The organism is Metabacillus sp. KJ11-3 (assembly GCF_055808295.1).
Genome location: NZ_CM147865.1, coordinates 4959802 through 4980765 on the forward strand (window position 1 = coordinate 4959802; position 20964 = coordinate 4980765).

Below are 20964 nucleotides of genomic sequence, written 5' to 3' on the forward strand. Positions count from 1 at the left end.
CTATTGTATTAATACTGTGGTAAAATATAAAAGATTATAATAATTCAAAAATATTGAGCTAAGGTGGTTTTTTATGAATAAAAGAACAAGAAAAAAATTATTAGGGGAGTAAGCGCAACACTTTTAACCTCATCAGCTGTTATTGTAATGTCAACTCCTTCAGAGGCGATTTCTACTAAAAATGTTAGTGAGCTTATAAAGCAAGCGCATCGCTCAGCAAATTTGTTGAAACAATATTATGATTTAAATCAAATCAGTCAAGTGAATTTATCTCCAGAATTTATTAGTACATATAACAAAGCTAGTTATGACATTAAAGGAGCTGAAAAAGCTGTAAGTCAAATTAAGGGTTCATTGAGTGAAAAGCTAATTTCTGAACTTAAACTAGCAAAAGACACACATCTAAAAGCAGCAAGGGTGATAGATGCTATAAAGGCTGGTAAAGAGTTAGAAAAATATAAATCTGATATGCAGTCCTATATATCTAATGAAACTATTAATAATAACTTAGTAGAATTATATGAGGACTTTTCTTATCAAATAAATAAGGTAGAAAAAGTGATTAGTAAGGTTTATGGGGAAAAGAACCGTGAAATATTAAGAAAAATATATTTAAAGGATTCAAAAATAACTAAAGAAACGATTATATATGAGGTTTCTCAATATCTGCTTCTTGAGGAAATCAAAAAACAACTTGGAGAGAATAAGCTTACTGCAGCAAAAGAAAATTATAAAAAATTAGAACGATTACAGAAAAGAGCAGGGCAAATAAAAATTGAAGGTAACAAGTTACATCCTGGAAAGTATCCGACATTAGATAAGATTGAGGCTACCTTACGTAAAATTGAAAAAGGAATTGAAGAAGATATCATAATAAGATTAACTGCCCAATCAAAGGATGAAACGAACCCTACTAGCTATGAAACTCCTGAATTAGAATATATTGATAAAGATGTCGTGATAACCATACCAAATGATACGTATTTTGAATTGAAGAACGTTGTTGTAAATGGAGACATTATTTTAAAAGGCTCAGGAAAATTAACGTTAACTAATGTTGAGGCAACTGGGTTGATAAAAGTTGAAGATGAGACCACAACAAGTGAAACAAAGACTTTAGCCACAAATACTTCTTTAGAAATTCTCCTCAAAAACAAAAGTGAAATTAGCAATCTTTCTATTCTTAGTAATGCAAAAGTAATTGTGCAGAATCAAGCACAAATTAAAAAACTAAATATCAATCCTGTAAATAAAGGTAAAACCATACATCTAGATGGTGATTTTTCACAGTCTAATGTTCTAGTCAATGGAAATGAACCTACTGTAACGATTGCAACATATGCAGTGATAAAAGAAATGATATTATTGACGCAAGGTACTATCATTGCTGAATCAAATGCAAACCTTTTTTCACTTATAATCTCTGCATTGGAAAAACGATCTGAGATTATACTACAAGGTGACCTTTCTAGAACGGAAGTACTTGTTAAGAATCTAAATGCGTTTATCTATATTGCTGAAAATACAGTTATTAAAAAATTGATAAAGGATACTTCTTTATCAGGTACTGTAAAAATAGAGAATAAGGGTAGAGTAATAGAAGTTGTGGATATTATTTTAGATAATAATTTAAGTCCTTCTATTTCCTACGTTGATCTCAGTAAGATAGAGCTAGGTCTTTCAAGAAAACAGATTATAAATACGACCACACAAATGGAATACAGTGTTGACAATGGTAAAAGTTGGATTAGTTGCGAAAAAGATTTTACAGATGTTGATTTTAAAGATGGAGATATAGTATTAGTACGTCAAAAAGCAATCAAATATAATATTCGTAACCTTGGAACATTGGTAGAATCAAATGCACCGGTGATTTCACTCGACGATGATATTTTATCTAATGCTGTGTTTTTGGAAAACGGAGAACAAGTTAAGGAATCAGCCGGATATGAGTTTACATTAGACAATGGTAGCACGTGGCAAGATATCCTAGATACGACAACAGTAGATGCATCAGATAATGCGGACATAAGAGTCCGTAAAAAAGCAACCAAAGACAGCTTGGCATCTCAGGTGACAGATGATCTTGACAAAAGTGTGGCAATGATAGATTTAACAGGTGTCTCCATAGATGTTGCCGATAGAGAAATCGAACAAACTACCACAGATATGGAATATAGCCTTGATGGAGGTACCATCTGGGTGCAAGCTACAGGTGGAGTAACTTCACTGACTTTCAAGAATGAAGACCATGTAATAATTCGTCAAAAATCATTAACCAGAAATACATTAGATTTAGGAACATTAACAGAGCCAGATGCTCCCCAAGTAGTTCTAGATGATGATGTTCTATCGAATGCAGTATTTATGGAAAATGGTCAAAGAGTCGAAGCTATATTTGGTTTAGAATACACATTGGACAATGGCAGTACATGGCAAGACATTTTAGATACGACAACAGTAGATGCATCAGATAATGCAGATATTAGAGTCCGAATAAAAGCAACCAAAGACAGCTTGGCATCTCAGGTGACAGATGATCTAGACAAAAGTGTGGCAATGATAGATTTAACAGGTGTCTCCATAGATGTTGCCGATAGAGAAATCGAACAAACTCTCACTGATATGGAGTACAGCCTTAATGGAGGAACAAATTGGACGCAAGCTGAAGATGGAGTAACTACAGTGACCTTCAAAGATGGAGACCACGTAATAATTCGACAAAAATCATTAACCAGAAATACGAGAGATTTGGGAACTTTAACAGAGCCAGAAGCTCCCCAAGTAGTTCTAGATGATGATGTTCTATCAAATGCAGTATTTATGGAAAATGGTCAAAGAGTCAAAGCTACATCTGGATATGAGTACACACTAGATAATGATGGCCAATGGCAAGATATACTAGACGTAACAACGGTTGATGCATCGGATAATGCGGACATAAGAGTCCGTAAAAAAGCAACCAAGGACAGCCTGGCATCACAAACAACAAATGATCTAGACAAAAGTGTGACAATGATTAATTTAACAGGTGTCTCTATTAATGTGGCAGATGAAAAAATAGATCAAACCACGATAGATATGGAGTACAGCATAAATGGAGGTACCAATTGGTTACCAGCTACAGATGGAGTAACTACAGTAAACTTCAAAGATGAAGACCACGTGATAATTCGACAAAAATCATTAACCAGAAATACAAGAGATTTAGGAACATTAACAGAGCCAGAAGCTCCCCAAGTAGTTCTAAATGATAGTACACCGACAAATGCAATATTTTTGGAAAATGGCCAAAGAGTGTTAGCAGTTTCTAGTTACGAGTTCACACTAGATAACGGCGGGAATTGGCAAGATATTTCAGATACAACAACAGTTGATCTGTCACGATATAGGGATGTTAGAGTAAGAATAAAAGTATCATCAAATACATTGGCATCAAAAGTAACATCTAATTTAGTACCCGGAGCTAGTATTTTAAGTAAAAATATCACAAATCTAGATTATGGTACGGTGTATGCTACTCAAGCAAAAGGAGTTAGTAAAGTTATTACAGATTCGAATTTCAAAAATAATCCAAAGGAATTTACGGTTAGTGACGGCACCTATACGATTCCAGTGAGGCTTGACTGGGATATCCCGACAAACGGTTTTACACCAGCTCAGGTGGTTGCTTCAGCAATCGAAAGCCATATTCAACAGTATTTTATTGATAATAACCTGGGATTAATGAACCGTACCTTAACCTCTTTTGGATTTGGGGATACTTTTAATATCTCAGCCTTTCAAACGGGATCAACTTCTAAAGTTATTTTAGGAGGAAATGACTGGAGTTATTTCTTTAATGAGAACATCTTTACTGGCCAGGACGGAGATACATCCAAAAATAGATCCTTTACGATAAGCGATGGCAATAAAACGGCAACTATTAAATTAACTCAGACATTTTCAACCATTGATCAATTAGTTAACAATATTGACTCCCAGTTGTTTAATCAAGAGATCCAAGCCCAAGCAATAAAAGTAAATGAATCGCAATTTTTTATTGAAGGTTTAGAGGGGAATGTTATTCTTACAATAGGTGGAGATAACAAAGATGAATTTTTCTGATTAGGTTGGATACTTTGTTTGTTAGCGACCTACAGAAAAAATTGATAGTTTTATTGCTTCTAAATCCAATAAAAAATAAAGCTAAATGTAATTGTACAATATTGAGAATAGGACCTTTCCTATTCTCTTATTTATTGTGTGAGTATTTCTATTTTCTATTTATGTATTGTTTTATATGAATCAAAAGTACAGTTATTTAAAATAAAGAAGTTATTAGGGTATTTAATTATCCAAGAAAAAGAAACAAGTGACTTCCGAAAATCCAGACCAATGTATTAAGTATGCTGTCGTAGTTTTACTTTCCTAAGTAGATTTTTGGTTTAAATAAAGAAAGCTAAAGCATTATTGTCATAGTTTTACTCATAAAATCATTAAGCCACCAAGGCAATTACCTTTTCAGATTATAACGATCAAAACCATACTTTAATGTATAGATAATCATTAATGAAAATACCTCGTTTGGTAATTCGATTAATTGATGCGGTAAACTTTCCAGAAGAGTAGTCAGAGTAAATACCACTGAATATAATGACAAAGAACTGAAATAGAGGTATGACTTTTCTCCTAAATTAAGGGATACTACTTGACTAGATAAAATCTCTATAACAATATGAAATATGGGATAATATTCAATTTTTGTAACTAAATGCTTATATAAAATGTAATAGTGAGGTAATAATTGATGACAACAATCGGAATAGATTTAGGAACATCTAATAGTCTAGTTGCCTATTGGTCTGAAACTGGACCAACCATCATCCCAAATGTTTTAGGAGAACATCTTACACCTTCTATTATAAGTGTTGATGATAATGGTGAACTATTAGTAGGACAAATTGCAAAAGAACGGTTAATTACCCATCCTCATTTAACGGTTTCTGCATTTAAGCGATTTATGGGTACTGAAAAATCCTTTTTCTTAGGAGCTTATTCATTTTCTCCTGAAGAGCTTTCTTCCTTTATTCTGCAATCATTGAAAAGAGATGCAGAGGCTTTTTTTGGCAGTGAAGTGACAGATGCTGTTATCAGCGTACCTGCTTATTTTAATGATGTACAACGGAAGGCTACTAAGAAAGCTGCAGAGCTGGCGGGACTGAAGGTAGAGAGACTTATTAGTGAGCCAACTGCAGCTGCGATCGCCTATGGCTTACATCAGCAAAAATCAGAAACGAAATTCCTTGTGTTTGATTTAGGCGGGGGGACCTTTGATGTAACTATTCTAGAGTTATTCGAAGGGATTATGGAAGTGAAATCAGTTGCTGGAGATAATTTTCTTGGAGGCGAGGATTTTACTAGTTTGCTTTTTTCATATTTTCTTGAATCTCAAAAAATAGAAGCTGAAGAGCTTGAAGCAAATGATCGGTCCTATTTATATAAGCAAGCTGAGATTTGCAAACGAGAACTTGGAAAAGGGAATGTGGGTAGAATGACATTTACTTTTCAACATAATCAATATGAACTGACAATCGATCGAAATCTATTTGAAAAAATTTCGCAGCCATTAATTTTAAAGATGCGCCTGCCAATTGAACGTGCTTTAAGAGATGCTTCTCTTTCAGTAGATGAAATCGATACAGTCATTTTGATTGGTGGAGCAACGAAAATGCCAATTATTAAATCAATTGTTAGTAAAATGTTCGGTCGTCTCCCATTCTCGAATATTAATCCTGATGAGGCTGTTGCATTAGGTGCAGCTATCCAGGTAGCACTCAAAGAGAGAAATGAAGCATTGCAGGAATTGATTTTAACGGATGTATGTCCCTTTACACTTGGAACGGAAGTATCGAAATATTTGAGAGATGATCAATATGAGTCGGGACATTTTCTCCCGATAATCGAACGCAATACTCCGATTCCCGTAAGCAAAGTTGAAAGACTATATACCTTGCATGATTTACAAACTCAAATTCGGCTTAGCGTGTATCAAGGAGAAAGCAGATTAGTAGAAAACAACCTAAAGCTAGGTGAGATTACAGTAAAAGTACCACCTGCTGCTGCGGGTGATCAAGCGATAGATGTTCGATATACATATGATCTGAATGGGTTATTAGAGGTAGAGGTTACGATCATCAGTACAGGTGAAAAGAAAAGGATGATTGTTGAACAAAATCCGGGAAATCTTTCTGAGAAGGAAATTAATGAAAGACTGGATATGCTTAAAGCAATTAAGATTCATCCAAGAGAAAGAACGGAAAATAGGCTCCTCCTTGCAAAGGGTGAAAGATTATATGAAGAGGCATTAGGTGAAAGAAGGCAGGAAATTTCATTTTTACTTGAGAAATTTGAACGTGTTCTCGCTTCACAAAACGAAATGGATATCAAAAAGGCAGCCCACTCGTTAAAAATCGAACTAGCAGCCCTGGAAAGGTGGAATGATTATTAATGACATCATGGGAAATACTCGGAATTGAACCAACAGATAACTCCTCCATAATTAAAAAAGCATATGCAAAAAAACTAAAAGTCCATCATCCTGAAGATGACCCAGAGGGATATCAAAGATTAAGAGAAGCATTTGACAATGTCATGAAGCAGCAAAAAGTAATGGCTCGTAGTAAGAGGAAACAGTCTGCAGAAGAACAAGAAGTAGCCATTGAGAAAATAGCATTTCCAGAGGAAAATCCAGAACAAATAGCTGATGAAGATTTTACGCAGCCTTTTCCTTTTATCGAGGTAAACCATCTTGCTGATGACTTTCATAAAAAGGAAGCAATGGTTGATGAATTTATGAGCAAGGTTGAAGCACTTTATCATGATTTTCCTTCCCGCATTAAGATTGATCATTGGATTGAATTGTTGAATTCTGATGTTATTTGGAATCTTGAATTAAAACGAAAATTAAGCACTCGTTTACTCGATTTTGTTGTAGAGCATCATTATTTACCCAAAAACATATGGCAGCTGCTTGAAAACAGCTTTCAATGGAAGGATGAAATACAGATAAATGAAAGGGCCTTTCAGGAGCAGGTTTCAGAAACGTTTTTCATTTATTATAAAAAACAGCTAGATGATTGTCCTGGTTTCGATTACCACATCCTGCTTGAGGCAGAGGATATTGACTACGATTCGTTTCTTCGTTATCGGGAGGAAGCAATAGATGCACTTTCTACAAATAAAATGACGAAGGCCGAGGATTGCTTACATAAGGCTTTAGCTATTTTCGCTAATGATTCTGATTTATTACGAATATATGGAGATCTATTATTTCGATCAAATCGCTTTGAAGCTGCCAGTCAGGTGTTTAGTCAAAAGTTGCAGCTTAATTGGAAAGATCTGGAGGCGCGATTTTCTCTTGCTGAAATTTTACACAAAACAAATCAGCTGGATGAATCCATTCAGCAATGTGAAAAAATCCTGTCGATGGAATCAGATTATCTCAATGCTCTTATTATACAAGGTAAAAATTATTTTTATAAAGGTGATCTCAATCGATCAAGAGAGATATTTAAGCAAGTCCAAGAAATGGAACCAAATGACCTTGATGTAGTGACATATTTGGCTAAAATACATGGCATTATGTATAGAGAAACGAGTGAGCAGCGCAGTAAAAATAAACGTCCACATGTAAGAGTATTACAAAAAGAGCTAGTGGGATCTTCGAGCGTATCTAAGATCACGATCTTTTTGGGGTATCTCATAAGAATAAGAATCATCATGTTAGTTGTTTTGGCTATCATTGCTTTAAATAGATTAGGAGAAATATTTGAAATGAACCCGATCCTGATGGCCATGTTTATACCGATTGGTCTAATTATAGGGACAGTTCAAATCGACTCAACATTCCCACTTAATGTCCTGCTCTGGGTAGGTCTTTTGTACATCATCTTATTCTTCATGATTAAAGAAGTAATCAAAATCCATCGTGCTGTACGCTATTAGAAAGGAATGTTGGAATGGTTGCATTAACACGGAAAGAGAAAAAAGCGGTTATGAATTACCTTTATGGCTTAACAACTGTTTGTTACAATTCTTATTATGATGTGGTGAACCGACGCCATATTAGTAGTAAACGTTCAATGAAGCGAGCTTTAAAACTAAGAAATATTCAAGATTCAAATCAGTTGAAAACAGAACTAGATTGGTTGTTAAATGAAGGGAAAAGGGCAGAATTTATTACATGCAGAAATGAACTGATCCTCATTCCAGAAATTGACCGGCAAGACTACATTCAATCATTGCCGAATGAAAAGAAAGTAAAAATGACGTTAACAAATCATTACTATGCGCGACTATCTGCTGAAAATATCATTGCGGTCGATTATAGTCTTTGTATTTTATTTAGCCTCTTTGGATTGAAGCTAGGGCTTCTTACGAAAGTGGATGCTTGGAACTATATGTTAAAAGCGGCACGTCTAGCACAGAACGCTTATTCAAGCTGGACAGAGTATATGACTGCCTGTTTAATTGGCTTCCAATTTTATCACAATGATGAAGAAAGCCTTACATCATTTGTGAAATATCGAAAGGAATTTATTACAAAATTAATTGTATCTAAATATAGTCCAATTCAAAAAGTGAAATGGGATGTAAAAATTTAAGGGTTTTTTACAAAGAATGATTACCCTTACAGTACGACAATCGTTATGGTTCTGCATGATATCAATTTGTCGGCCCGTTATGCAGACCATAATTTTGACCTTAAGAATGAATGGGGAACTTGTAGCAGAGGGAATCCATCAGAGGTGATTATTAAGTACATTTGTAAAAGAAATTTTCGGACTTGATTTATTGTCAAGGATCCAATTTCAGAAACTCCATTAGTAGTACCAAGAGGGCGGCATCATGATAACACGCCTCAAGTTCAAATGGAAGATGTGTATCAGACAACTTGAGGTTTTTTACGTGCACGATTAAACAGAATTTTATAAGATGCTGTTCCAAAGGTATTTGCTTTTGGGCAGCATTTTTTAGTTTTTAGATAATAAAGAAGATAAACCAACATTTAACTAGTCATGAAGTAATAAGTCGATTAAGTTCTCTCTCTATGGAATCTTTTTTGAAGGAGTTGGAGCAGGCCTTAGCTGACGGGTACTCAGTAAAAATTCTACCATAAAAGTACATATTTAATTTAGCATTTGTATTTGCTCTTCTTTTTTCTAGAGTTTAAGAGTTTAATCTTCGAATATAATAGATCAACGTGTCTATCTATAAAGGTAATTGATGCCTCAATAATGTGTTCAATTGAATTGGTGTTTTTATTCTAGAATGGATTTATTTTATGATTTGGCATTTCTGGCCCATTATATATTTTATTGAAATTTCATCAAAATCATAATTTATCTGATAGAGGTCATGTAATATCTCCTTAGAAATTATTAGTTCTTACATTAAATGTACAACACCGATCGTTCTTTTTTCTTTTATCTCTTTGTTCACATTAACCAAATTGATGACGTAGGCTCTTGCCACACTCACAGTTAATATCTTTACGAACTTTTCCATGATCTATATATTCACTTTAATGAGATCAATATCTTGTTGATCCTTTTAACTTTAAATGTTCTGTCTTTGCAGGAAATGGTTCAGCATTTCTTGTTGAAGAAGAGGGGAAGGGAAAATTGCTATCAAGAGATATTGGCTCACACATCTAATGCAAAGAGGAAAAACAATTTCTCTTTTATTTAAAAAGGGTATTTTCTAAAAAGAAATTTTTGGATATTATAATAGATAATGGAAGATTTTGTCGAAATATGAGTTTTGAGGTGTTTATGAATAGAATTATAGGGACATTAATTGCAATATGTATTTTCATAATTTCACTCAGTAATATCTTTATAAATACTAATGAAGAAATACCTAATGAGCAATTAGCCGCCAGCAATGGCCAAGTGGATTTAACTGAATGGAATTTTAATAAAGATGGAATGGTGAAGTTAAATGGAGCTTGGGAATTCTACAAAAATGAGTTAATTACTCCAAAACAAAATGAAGCTGTTTTTGCCGATTACAAAAGTGATTTAAGAAAAGTACCAGGGATATGGCATGACAATTATAGTAAAGAGAATCCACCTTTTGTAGCGGGTACATATAAATTAACTATTAAGACTCCTTCTAATGGGATGTATGGTATAAAAGTGAATAAAATTAATCATGCGAGCAGATTATTTATTAACGGTGTTGAAGTTGGTGCAAGCGGGCATACCTCCAAGGTGAAAGATGAATATGTTCCTTATGTAAGCAATTATATCGGTATGGGCTACAGTATAAATCATCATTTAGAAGTTGTTATCCAAGTCGCTAGTCTTACCTATCCAAATAGGGGAGGTATATTGAAATCGATAGAATTTGGTACAGCAAACCAAATAATGGAGAGTAGAGATCAAGATCGAACCTTTGATGGATTTTTGATTATGGGTTACTTGCTTTTGGGAATATATAATTTCTTTTCCTATTTTAACCGAAAACAAGATATTCAACTGCTTTTCTTCAGTATGTTTTGTATTACTCAAGGAATTTACCTAGCATTTATTAATGAAAAACTAATTGAGCTGATTATACCTATATTGGATATTTATCATTTATCAAATATTCAATTATCATTATTTCACGTTGCGCTTCTTTTCTTTCTATTGTTTATACATACATGCTTTGTAGCCTATTCAAATATAAAAACGATGAAAATCATTAGTATTTTAATAGTGATAGACGGCATTTTATACGGTATTCCAAATTTAAGTACAACTCTACTTCAATTCCTTCCTATTTTTTATAAACAAGTTATGATTGTCGTTATGTTGGCACCTGCATATGTGTTTATTTTTTATATATTAATTAAGGCTCTCATTAAAAGATCACAAGGTTCAGAATACTTGGTTATAATCGCATCTGCGTTTATTAGCTATGGTCTCCTCTTAGGAGTGAATTTTTTGTTTGAAATAGATCTTGGCAGAGCACCTCTTGTATTTTTCTTAGTTATGACAATAAGTCTTGCTTTATTTATGGGCAAGGAATTTTATGAGGCATTTATAAAATCTGAAGAACTGGCTGAGGAGTTAAAGATATATGACAGGCTGAAAGATGAATTTTTAATGAAAACATCCCATGAGCTGAGAACTCCTTTGAATGGAATAGTAAATCTATCAAAATCTTTAATGGAAGGAAATGAAGGACCGCTCCGATTAAAGCAACAGGAAAGTCTAGGATTAATCTATAACGTTAGTACTCGATTAACAAGCATAGTCGATGACTTACTAAACGCTTCCAATATTAAAGAAAATCGGTATGCTATCTTGCCTAATGCTGTTAACTTGGAAATAGTCAACGATGTTATTCAAGAGTTGGAATTTTTAATGCAGAACAAAAAAGAACTGACCATACATAATCATATAGAATCAAATTTACCAGCTGTATTTGTGGATGAACAAAGATTAAAGCAAATTATATACAACCTGGTTTCCAATGCCATTAAATTTACTCCGAAAGGTAAAATTACGATATCAGCAAACGTTTGTGATTCCTTTATGGTGATAAACGTGTCCGATACTGGAATTGGAATTGAAAAGGAAGACATAGACCATATATTTACAACATTTTATCAAGGTGTTAGTAACATGGGAACGGAAGGGCTTGGCTTGGGGTTAAGTATTACGAAGCAATTGATTGAAGGATCTGGTGGGGAAATAAGTGTTTCGTCAACGCCTGGAAAAGGATCACTTTTTTCTTTTACCATTCCATTAGCAAATCAAGAGCAGATAACAAAAGCTGCAGAAAAGCCTTCAATCATTACTCATAATCGCCAGTATTACATACCAACACATGGACCATCATTAATGTTGCCTTTACGAATTGAACAAAAAAGTAAATATACGATTCTTGTTGTAGATGATGATCATACAAATATAAAAGTGTTAGTCGATTTAATTAGCTCATTAAACTATAGAGTAATCGCTGTTGATAATGGCGAGGATGTAATAAAAATAGTGAAAGAAACAAAAATTGATCTCCTTATTTTAGATTTAATGATGCCAAATATGAATGGATATAGTGTATGTAAGAAGATTCGCGAGGAATATCATATGGTAGAGCTTCCGATAATAATTCTTACTGCTTCTGGCCGGCCATCGAATTTGATAGAATCATTTATCGGAGGAGCAAATGATTTCTTGCTAAAGCCTGTACAAGCTGAGGAATTAAAGGCAAGAGTAGAGTCATTATTAAAAATGAAAAATGCAGCGGAACAGGCTGTAATTGATGAATTGAGATATTTTTATGCTCAAATTAAACCACACTTTTTATATAACACTCTAAATACAATTATAGGTTTGAGTTATCATGATTCCGAAAAAACTCGAGAAGCATTAATGAATTTATCTACATATTTTCATGCGAAGCTGAATTTATACCGCCGTCAATCACTCATTTCTATAGATGAGGAAATTGAATTAGTACAGGCATATCTAGCTATTGAAAAATTGAGATATGGAAATAAATTGAAAATTTTCTATGATATTGACGAGAGTATAGAGGTAATGATTCCTCCTATGACTATTCAGCCACTGGTAGAAAATGCTATTCAACATGGGCTCTCAGAAAGTAATAATGGGAAGCTATCTTTAACGATATGTCGAAAGTCAAATAATGAAGTTCAGGTAGTCATAAAAGATAACGGAAAGGGAATGAAAGCGGAACAAAGGGCTGATTTACTAGGAGGTAACAGCAATGGTATTGGTTTTGAAAATTCAATCAGAAAATTAAAGTTAATGAAAATGGCTAGTTTACATGTAGAGTCCCAAGAAAATAAAGGGACGAACATAACCATTATTTTACCGGAGGTTAGAACTGATGAAGGTTATATTAATTGATGATGAACCATTGGCAATTGAGGTCCTAAGAAATCAGCTAAAAAAGATATCTGATGTGGAAATCGTAAAAACCTTTACTGACCCGAACCATGCATACCTGGAACTTGGAAAATATACGGTTGATGTCGTATTTCTAGATATACAAATGGGGAATGTAAATGGTTTGGAATTCGCAGAACACCTAATGTCTGTTATTCCTCACCTGCAAGTAATCTTTGTGACAGCATATGACCAGTATGCTCTTGAAGCATTTGAAATACATGCAATTGATTATCTACTAAAGCCAGTTACACTCCCAAGGTTAAAAAAGACCATTGCAAGGCTACAGACATACAACAGGACAGATTTAAACATTGCAAAAAAAAGAGAAAATCTTATAATGTCTGCTTATTCGTTAGGTAGTTTTCAGTTGTTTGATCGAAATGGTAATCAGGTTAAATGGCGAACGAAAAAGGTTAAGGAATTATTTATTTATCTATGGCAACATCAGGGTGTGTTTATTCACAAAATGAAAATAGTTGATAATTTGTGGCCGGAGACTCCAATTGAAAAGTCACTAACACTATTACATACCTCTGTTTATCAGCTGCGTAAAACTTTAAAAAGCCTAGGAGAAGGGAATTCAATTCCATATTTAAATGATCAATATAAGCTAGATTGTAAAATAAATAGTGATATAGAAATATTGGAGCAGTATATTCAATTAGACATGGTATCTTTAACTGAAAAATCGATAGAAGAACTGCTTGAATTATATAAAGGAAACTATTTAGAGGAAGAGGATTATCTTTGGGCCTATCCAAAACAGCAAAGTATAAAATGCCTTTTTTTACATTTTCTTGAACAATTTATCAAGGTGAACTTCATGAGCTTAAGTACAACAAGTGGTGTCATTAAATGTCTTGAAAAACTATTGCAAATAGAACCATATAATGAGAAATATGTCACCTACTTATTCACCTACTTAGGGCAATCGAAAGATAAAAAAGAATTGTTAGCTGCTTTTCAATTTTATAAAGAAAAATGGTCCGAAGAATTAGGGGTTGACCTTCCTAAAGAATTATATGAATTATGTAATCAGTATGTTATTCAGTAAGAACTACTTTTTCACTAAAATGTGGAAAGGTAGTTTTTTTTGTTGTTCAGAATTTGTTCAGAGCACTTTGTTAACCTTTATAAGTTAGGATATCCATCTATTTATCAAGAATCAGTTATCAAGTGTTTCGATATATTCTAGAAAAATAATAATGCTTAGATAACTAACATATAAGAAAGGAGAAATGAAGAATTGAAGAAAAAAATTAGTTTTAGTTTCGTCGTTTTTGTACTGTTATTACAAACAATTGTAAATGGAATAGTCTTACCATTTACAGCTACTGCTGTAGAGTTAAAACAAAACCTCTTAACAGATGTCACTTTAATAGACCATGAAGGAACAAACATTGACGCAAATGTAACTCCGGAATATGCACTCAAAGAAGAGACGGGTATCACGTTAGTTTACCAGTGGTCACTTGACAATGTGGAGGTAAAAGCAGGGGATACATATTCATACCAAGCTCCTAAAGTACTTAGTGTCATAAAGGAAGAGCAAAAACCACTACTTACTAGTGATAAACAGGAAGTGGGTAGCTATAACGTAACAAAAGGTGGCGAGATTACCTTTACTTTTGCTGCTGATACCCAGTTAGATGATCGTTTATCAGGATCTCTTTCCATCCCAGTACAATTAAATACTGAACAAATACCTGATACAAATTCGATTTCTATCCCTTTTCAATTGAAAGAAAATGAGAAGATAATAAACATCCTTCTTTATTCTAAGGAAACGTCAGAAAAAGTAACAGAGGATATTCAGAAAAGCGAAGAACAAATTGAAAATAAGAGTTCAAATACAGTGAAAGAAGATGAAAAAACAAAAAATGAAACAGCTTCATTACAAGCTACAGAAGAAAAAGCAGCAATCACTCAAGAGAAAGAAGTAAGTCTTAATAGTGTAGCGATTAATGAAAATATTCTGATAACGGCTGAGCTTTATTATGAAGATGAGAATGGGAATGCTGTTGAAAAACCGAATAAAAACTCTAATATTGGAGTTGAATATTATTGGAAGTTAGAAAACAATCATGGCTATAAAGAAGGTGCAACCTTTACCTTCAACCTCCCAGATGAGCTTGAAGTTTATAATAAAGTTGTTAAAGAAGAGATGCGTTTTAATGGTCAAGTTCTTGGACATTTCTCTGTAGAAGAAGATGGCACAGCAACAATTGTTTTTACCGAATTTATTGAACAATTTTCAAACATTGAAGGTTCTCTTCAAGTATGGACAAAATTAAATGAAGAAATCACTATAAATGATGAGAAAATAGTAGATATCACACCGATTAAAGGAGGAAAAACATTCCAGGTCCCTTTTGAGTACATACCAAACGGACCTGCCATTAATAAAAGTGGCGTACCTGATAAAGGGTATAATGCTGAAACAATAACATGGACTGTAGATTTTAATAAATATTTAGAGAATTTGGATCAAGCAAAATTAAATGATCCTATTCAAGAAGGACAAGAGTTAAATGCTAGCTCAATAAAGCTGTATCATCTTATCACTAAGCTGAATGGTGAGATAGAATTAGGTGGAGAGGTTGATCCTTCCAACTATATAATTGAGAAAACAGAAGAAGGTAAAGATTTTGCTCTGAAATTTAAAGATAAGATAAGTACGGCGTATCGTTTAGTTTATACAACAAATATTACAGATGAAGATAAGACAAACTTCCAGAATAAGGCGACACTATTACAGGATAATACAGTAGTAGGTGAAGCAACAGCATCTGTTAGTGTAAAACGGGGAATTCACCTTGGGAAAAGTTCGACTGAATATGATGAAGATAATCAGCTCATTACTTGGGAGATTAAATATAATTATAATGAAAAGAGTGTAGAAAAAGAGAAAGCTATTTTAAAAGATTTATTTACTAATACTCAGGATTTTGTTGAGGGATCTTTAAAAGTACATCATATAGAAATTGATGAGAATGGAAAAGAGAGCATTGGAGAGCTTGTAGGTCCTTCAGAATATACGTTGAAAAAATTGACTTCTGAAGGGGAAAATGGCTTTGAATTAGGCTTTAATGAAGATATTGAAACAGCTTATAAAATTACGTACCAAACAAAAGCAAATGATCGGATTTTTGAAGGGCAAACAATTAAAAATACTGTCGAATCCACTCAAGAAAGCAAGGAATCAACAAGACAGATTAATCAACGCATTCTCCTTAAATCTCACGGAACACCTAATTATAAGGAAAAAGAGATTGAATGGACAGTAACCTTTAATCATGATCGATATGTTATGAAGAATGTCATACTGGAGGATATTTTCACAAATGGTGGACTAGCATTTGAGAAAGACAGCTTAATCATTACTACAGAAGGACGAACATTAACATTAGCTGAGGACTATACATTAACTCAAACCAGTGACAATGGGTTTTCTCTACAATTTTTAGAAGACATTAATACCCCTTACACGATTAAGTATAAAACAGCATTTGATTATGATGTAAGGGAAGATAAAAGTCTAAACTATTTTGAAAATAAAGCCATTTTAAAGTGGACAGATCATAAGGGAAGCAATGTTTCGAAAGAGATAGTTTCAACATTTACTCCAGATACGAATACACAGGCAAATGGGTTTAAAAATGGAACTTATAATGCGGTAACGAAGGAAATAACATGGAATGTAGGTGTTAACTATAATTTAAAGACTCTCCCTGCAGCTGCAGTTGAGGACTTTATCATTGGTAATCAAAAGCTAATAGAAGGTTCGATAGAAGTATTCCAATTGGACCTTACAGGTGGTGCAAATGGAACTACTAAGAAGGAAGCAGTATTAGGACAAGACTATTCTATTCTTAATTTAGAAGGAAATAAAGGCTTTAGACTTGAGTTCAAAAATGAAGTCACGACACCATATTTGATTACGTATAAAACAAGTTTACAAGATGTGCCACTTATTAGTGCTCAGTATAATAATACAGCAACCTTATATAATCAAGATACAAAGGAAACAGAAATATCCGCTACTGTTAGCATTCCAAACGGTGGTACATATTTGGCAAAAGACGGAACACAATCAGGTAAATTGATAGATTGGAAAGTAAATATTAACTTTGCTCAATCTCAAATAGTTGATGCAGTCATTGAGGATCAACCGAGTAAGAATCAATTACTTTTAAAAGACTCTTTTCATTTGTATTCAACAATGATTGATGAAAAAGGAAACGTAACAAAGGGTGAGGAATTAGTTCCAGGTGAAGATTATTTACTCTTATTAAATGACGAAGCGGATTCCTTTAAGCTTACATTAAACGAGGATATTAGTAAGCCGTATATTTTAGAATATCAATCTTATATCCAAGCAAATATTAATGAAACAGTAAATAATGATGTAACAATAACAGGTAAGAATATTATTCCGGGAGATATTACAAAGACAAAAACATCTATTGTCGTAAAACGAACAGCAGGCATGGGTGATGGAACTGGAACATTAGGTTCCTTAAAAGTCATAAAAACAGCTGCGAATAGTGGTGAGCGACTCCAAGGTGCAGTATTTTCTTTAGTTGACAAACAAAGTGGTATCGTGCTAAAAACTGCCACGACTGATGAAAATGGGGAAGTACTTTTCGATAAACTCCTATTTGGTGATTATGTCTTAAAAGAAGATAAAGCACCTGAAGGATATTTGGTAGGTATTAATGGAGAGAATGATATAACAATTGATAAAGAAGTAGATGAAATTACGGTAGCAAATGAAAAAATTATAAGAGCAGTAAAGTTAACAAAGGAAGATCGTGATCATACAGAGATAAAGCTTGCTAATGCAACATTTGAGTTGCGAAAAAAGGTAGGAAATGAATACCAGCTTGTTGAAACATTGACGACCGATGAACAAGGTATCATTTACAAGGAGGACTTAGAACCCGGAGAGTATGAATTTGTTGAAAAAATCTCACCAAATGGGTACGAATTGGATTCAAGCCCATTAACCTTTACTATTAGTAAGAACCAAACGAAGGCAGTAGAATTGACAGCAAAAAATAAAAAACTTGGTTCTGTTGAGCTAATTAAATATGACGATGATAAGAAAACAACATTATCAAATGCGATATTTAAGCTGGTAAAGGACAATGAGGTCTTACATGAGGATCTGAAAACAGATCATAATGGCAGGATATTTGTTGAAAACCTCAAGCCGGGCAACTATCAATTTATTGAGGTTTCACCCCCTGAGTACTATCAGCTTGATGAAACACCAATAGCATTTACTGTTGAAGATGGAAAAACGGATTTGATTACACTTCAAACATATAACAAGCTAATAACAGGTTTGGTCGAATTAACAAAAGTAAATGAAAATAACGAGAACGAGTCCTTAGCGGGTGCAGAATTTGAACTTAGAAGTGGCACTGGTGAATTAATTAGCGAAAAGCTTATAACAAATGAACAAGGAAAGATCATTGTTCATGATTTACAACCTGGTAGCTATCAATTCATTGAAACAAAGGCACCAAAAGACTTTCAATTAGATAAGTCTCCAATTGCCTTTACTATTTCAAAAAGTAAAACAGTAGCTGAAGTTAAACCAGAAAAAGTAACAGCAACAAACAAGCTAATCCCTGGTTCTGTAGAGATAACAAAGGTAGATGCTGATAATCATTCCCTCGTTTTGCCTGAAGCGGAATTTGAATTACAAGACGATAAAGGGAATAAAATAACAGATCAATTAAAAACAGATGCGGATGGGAAAGTATTTGTAAATAATTTAACACCAGGTACCTATAAATTTATAGAAACAAAGGCACCATTTGGTTATATAAAGAAACAGCAGCCAATTCAATTTGACATTGAGAGAAGCCAACAGAAAATACTGAAAATCCAAATAGAAAATGAGTTGATTTTAGGCTCAGTAGAACTAGTGAAATATGATCGAGATAACAAAAAAGAACCTTTAGAAGGAGCAGTATTTGAGTTACAAGATCATAATGGCAGAAGCTTAAAAAGAGATCTTATCACGAATAAAGATGGTAAAATCCTAGTTGGAAATTTAAAGCCTGGGCAATATCAGTTTGTAGAAACAAAAGCCCCGTTCGGATATACAATTGATCGAACACCGCTTAGCTTTATTATTGAAAAAGGCCAAACGCAAACATTGGTGATTACAACAACAAATCAAATAACCCCGGGTTCTGTAGAACTAACAAAGGTGGATGAAGATCACAACACCATTGTCCTGCAAGGAGCAGAATTTGAACTGTTAAGTGAAGCAGGTGTCAAGCTATTAGATGGCTTAACAACCAATAAAGACGGAAAATTAACGGTAAACGGGTTAAAACCGGGAACATACAAATTTGTAGAAACAAAGGCACCCAAAAACTATCAACTTAACAAATCGCCAATTCTATTCACGATAGATAAGGGTCAAGCGAAACAACTATTAATTGAAGTTGAAAATAGCCTTATAACTGGTGCAGTAGAATTAACAAAAGTGGATGCAGATGACGAAACCCTTGTTTTAGAAGGAGCAGAATTTGAGCTTCGAAATGAAAAAGGAGAAACACTGAAAAGTGGCTTAACAACCAATAAAAAAGGCAAACTACTTGTAGATGGATTAAAACCGGGTAACTACCAATTTGTTGAGACAAAAGCTCCATTTGGTTATACAATTGATCGAACACCAATTAGCTTTGTTATCGAAAAAGGTCAAACAAGGACATTGGCGATTAAAACAACAAATCACTTAACACCAGGTGCAGTAGAACTAACAAAAGTGGATGCAGATGACGAGAATCTTGTCTTAGAAGGAGCAGAATTCTTTCTGCAAAGTGAAAAAGGAGAAAAGCTGCAAGAAGGCTTAACAACTAATAAAGAAGGTAAGCTACTTGTAGATGGATTAAAACCGGGTAACTATCAATTTGTTGAGACGAAAGCTCCATTTGGTTATACAATTGACAAAACACCAATTAGCTTTGTTATCGAAAAAGGTCAAACAAGGACATTGGCGATTAAAACAACAAATCACTTAACACCAGGTGCAGTAGAACTAACAAAAGTGGATGCAGATGACGAGAATCTTGTCTTAGAAGGAGCAGAATTCTTTCTGCAAAGTGAAAAAGGAGAAAAACTGCAAGAAGGCTTAACAACTAATAAAGAAGGTAAGCTGCTTGTAGATGGATTAAAACCGGGTAACTATCAATTTGTCGAGGTAAAAGCTCCATACGGTTATAAAATTGACAGAACACCAACTAGCTTTGCTGTTGAAAAAGGAAACAAGACACCAACATTTATAAAAGTCTATAATAAAAAAGAACCAAAACCTGCAAATCAAGAATCATCAGCTATAACACAACAATCAATTTCAGGGAATAACCCACAAAATCCTAAGGATGTTAAAGGTGCTAAAGGACCTAATGTGGGTAAATTACCTGATACAGCAACAAATGTAGTAAATTATGTATTACTAGGTTTTTTATTAGTGCTTTTTGGAGCTTTCACATTAATTCGTACTAGAAACAAACAGGACCAAAAATAAGAGGAAGAATATAAGGAATAGTTGAAATTTGATTAGGAGCAATTAGTGGGATAAAAGGAAGGATAGAGTTGAATTATAGGTGGACCTACAGAGAATGTGGGTTCACCTTTTACTATTTATAGATCTTCTGGTATTCAATAATTAATATATCTAAATCTTGACTGACTGAGATAGTAAATGGATGGTTTATTCCATAAAGGAGAGCAGTTTTAATTAAGTTCAATTTTAATTGATCAATTTCCATTAATAAATCTCTTTCAGAGTCTGATTGTAATAAAGTAAGAGTATCCAATTACATTCTCCTTTAGAATTAGTACTATGGTATTATTTTACTTATTTGTATTGAGGTTGTAAATGGTTTTTGAATATTTATGAAATAGCTTTGTTTATCGTATAAAAACAGAATTGTGGATATATAGAATGAATTGCTTTAAGCAAACCATTTTGAAAATAATAACAATA

Annotated in this window: 8 protein-coding genes and 1 pseudogene; 8 read left to right on the top strand and 1 reads right to left on the bottom strand. The window is 33.6% G+C overall.

The window, feature by feature from the left end; genetic code table 11:
* The first annotated feature begins 147 nt into the window (after nucleotides 1-147).
* From AC0L8O_RS24560 to AC0L8O_RS24595, 8 genes and pseudogenes are all read left to right on the top strand, one after another.
* Nucleotides 148-4107, top strand: coding sequence for a hypothetical protein (locus AC0L8O_RS24560; protein WP_473445913.1), 3960 nt, complete (start codon nucleotides 148-150; stop codon nucleotides 4105-4107).
* Nucleotides 4108-4789: 682 nt separating this feature from the next.
* Nucleotides 4790-6490 (top strand): molecular chaperone HscC, encoded by a 1701-nt coding sequence (locus AC0L8O_RS24565; RefSeq protein ID WP_473445914.1) that lies wholly within the window; start codon nucleotides 4790-4792, stop codon nucleotides 6488-6490.
* Entirely contained in the window at nucleotides 6490-7986 is a 1497-nt protein-coding gene (locus tag AC0L8O_RS24570; RefSeq protein ID WP_473445915.1) for a DnaJ domain-containing protein, read from the top strand. Before AC0L8O_RS24565 ends, AC0L8O_RS24570 begins: the two co-directional genes overlap by 1 nt.
* A gap of 14 nt (nucleotides 7987-8000) precedes the next feature.
* Nucleotides 8001-8645 carry a DUF1266 domain-containing protein gene (locus AC0L8O_RS24575; protein ID WP_473445916.1) on the top strand — a complete coding sequence of 215 codons (645 nt, stop codon included), beginning with the start codon at nucleotides 8001-8003 and terminating at the stop codon, nucleotides 8643-8645.
* A gap of 389 nt (nucleotides 8646-9034) precedes the next feature.
* Nucleotides 9035-9154, top strand: a pseudogene (locus AC0L8O_RS24580) (DNA-binding transcriptional regulator); the annotation flags it as partial.
* 661 nt (nucleotides 9155-9815) lie between these two features.
* Nucleotides 9816-12908, top strand: a complete 3093-nt coding sequence (locus AC0L8O_RS24585) for a hybrid sensor histidine kinase/response regulator (protein WP_473445917.1) — start codon at nucleotides 9816-9818, stop codon at nucleotides 12906-12908.
* Nucleotides 12889-14004, top strand: coding sequence for a response regulator (locus AC0L8O_RS24590; RefSeq protein WP_473445918.1), 1116 nt, complete (start codon nucleotides 12889-12891; stop codon nucleotides 14002-14004). The genes AC0L8O_RS24585 and AC0L8O_RS24590 overlap by 20 nt, the downstream gene beginning before the upstream one ends.
* Nucleotides 14005-14196: 192 nt before the next feature.
* Nucleotides 14197-20502 (top strand): SpaA isopeptide-forming pilin-related protein, encoded by a 6306-nt coding sequence (locus tag AC0L8O_RS24595; RefSeq protein ID WP_473445919.1) that lies wholly within the window; start codon nucleotides 14197-14199, stop codon nucleotides 20500-20502.
* 112 nt (nucleotides 20503-20614) lie between these two features.
* Here AC0L8O_RS24595 and AC0L8O_RS24600 read toward each other — a convergent pair whose 3' ends face one another.
* The gene (locus AC0L8O_RS24600; RefSeq protein WP_473445920.1) at nucleotides 20615-20794 is read right to left on the bottom strand and encodes a Spo0E family sporulation regulatory protein-aspartic acid phosphatase; all 180 of its coding nucleotides are present in this window, start codon (nucleotides 20792-20794) and stop codon (nucleotides 20615-20617) included.
* Between the last annotated feature and the right edge of the window lie 170 nt (nucleotides 20795-20964).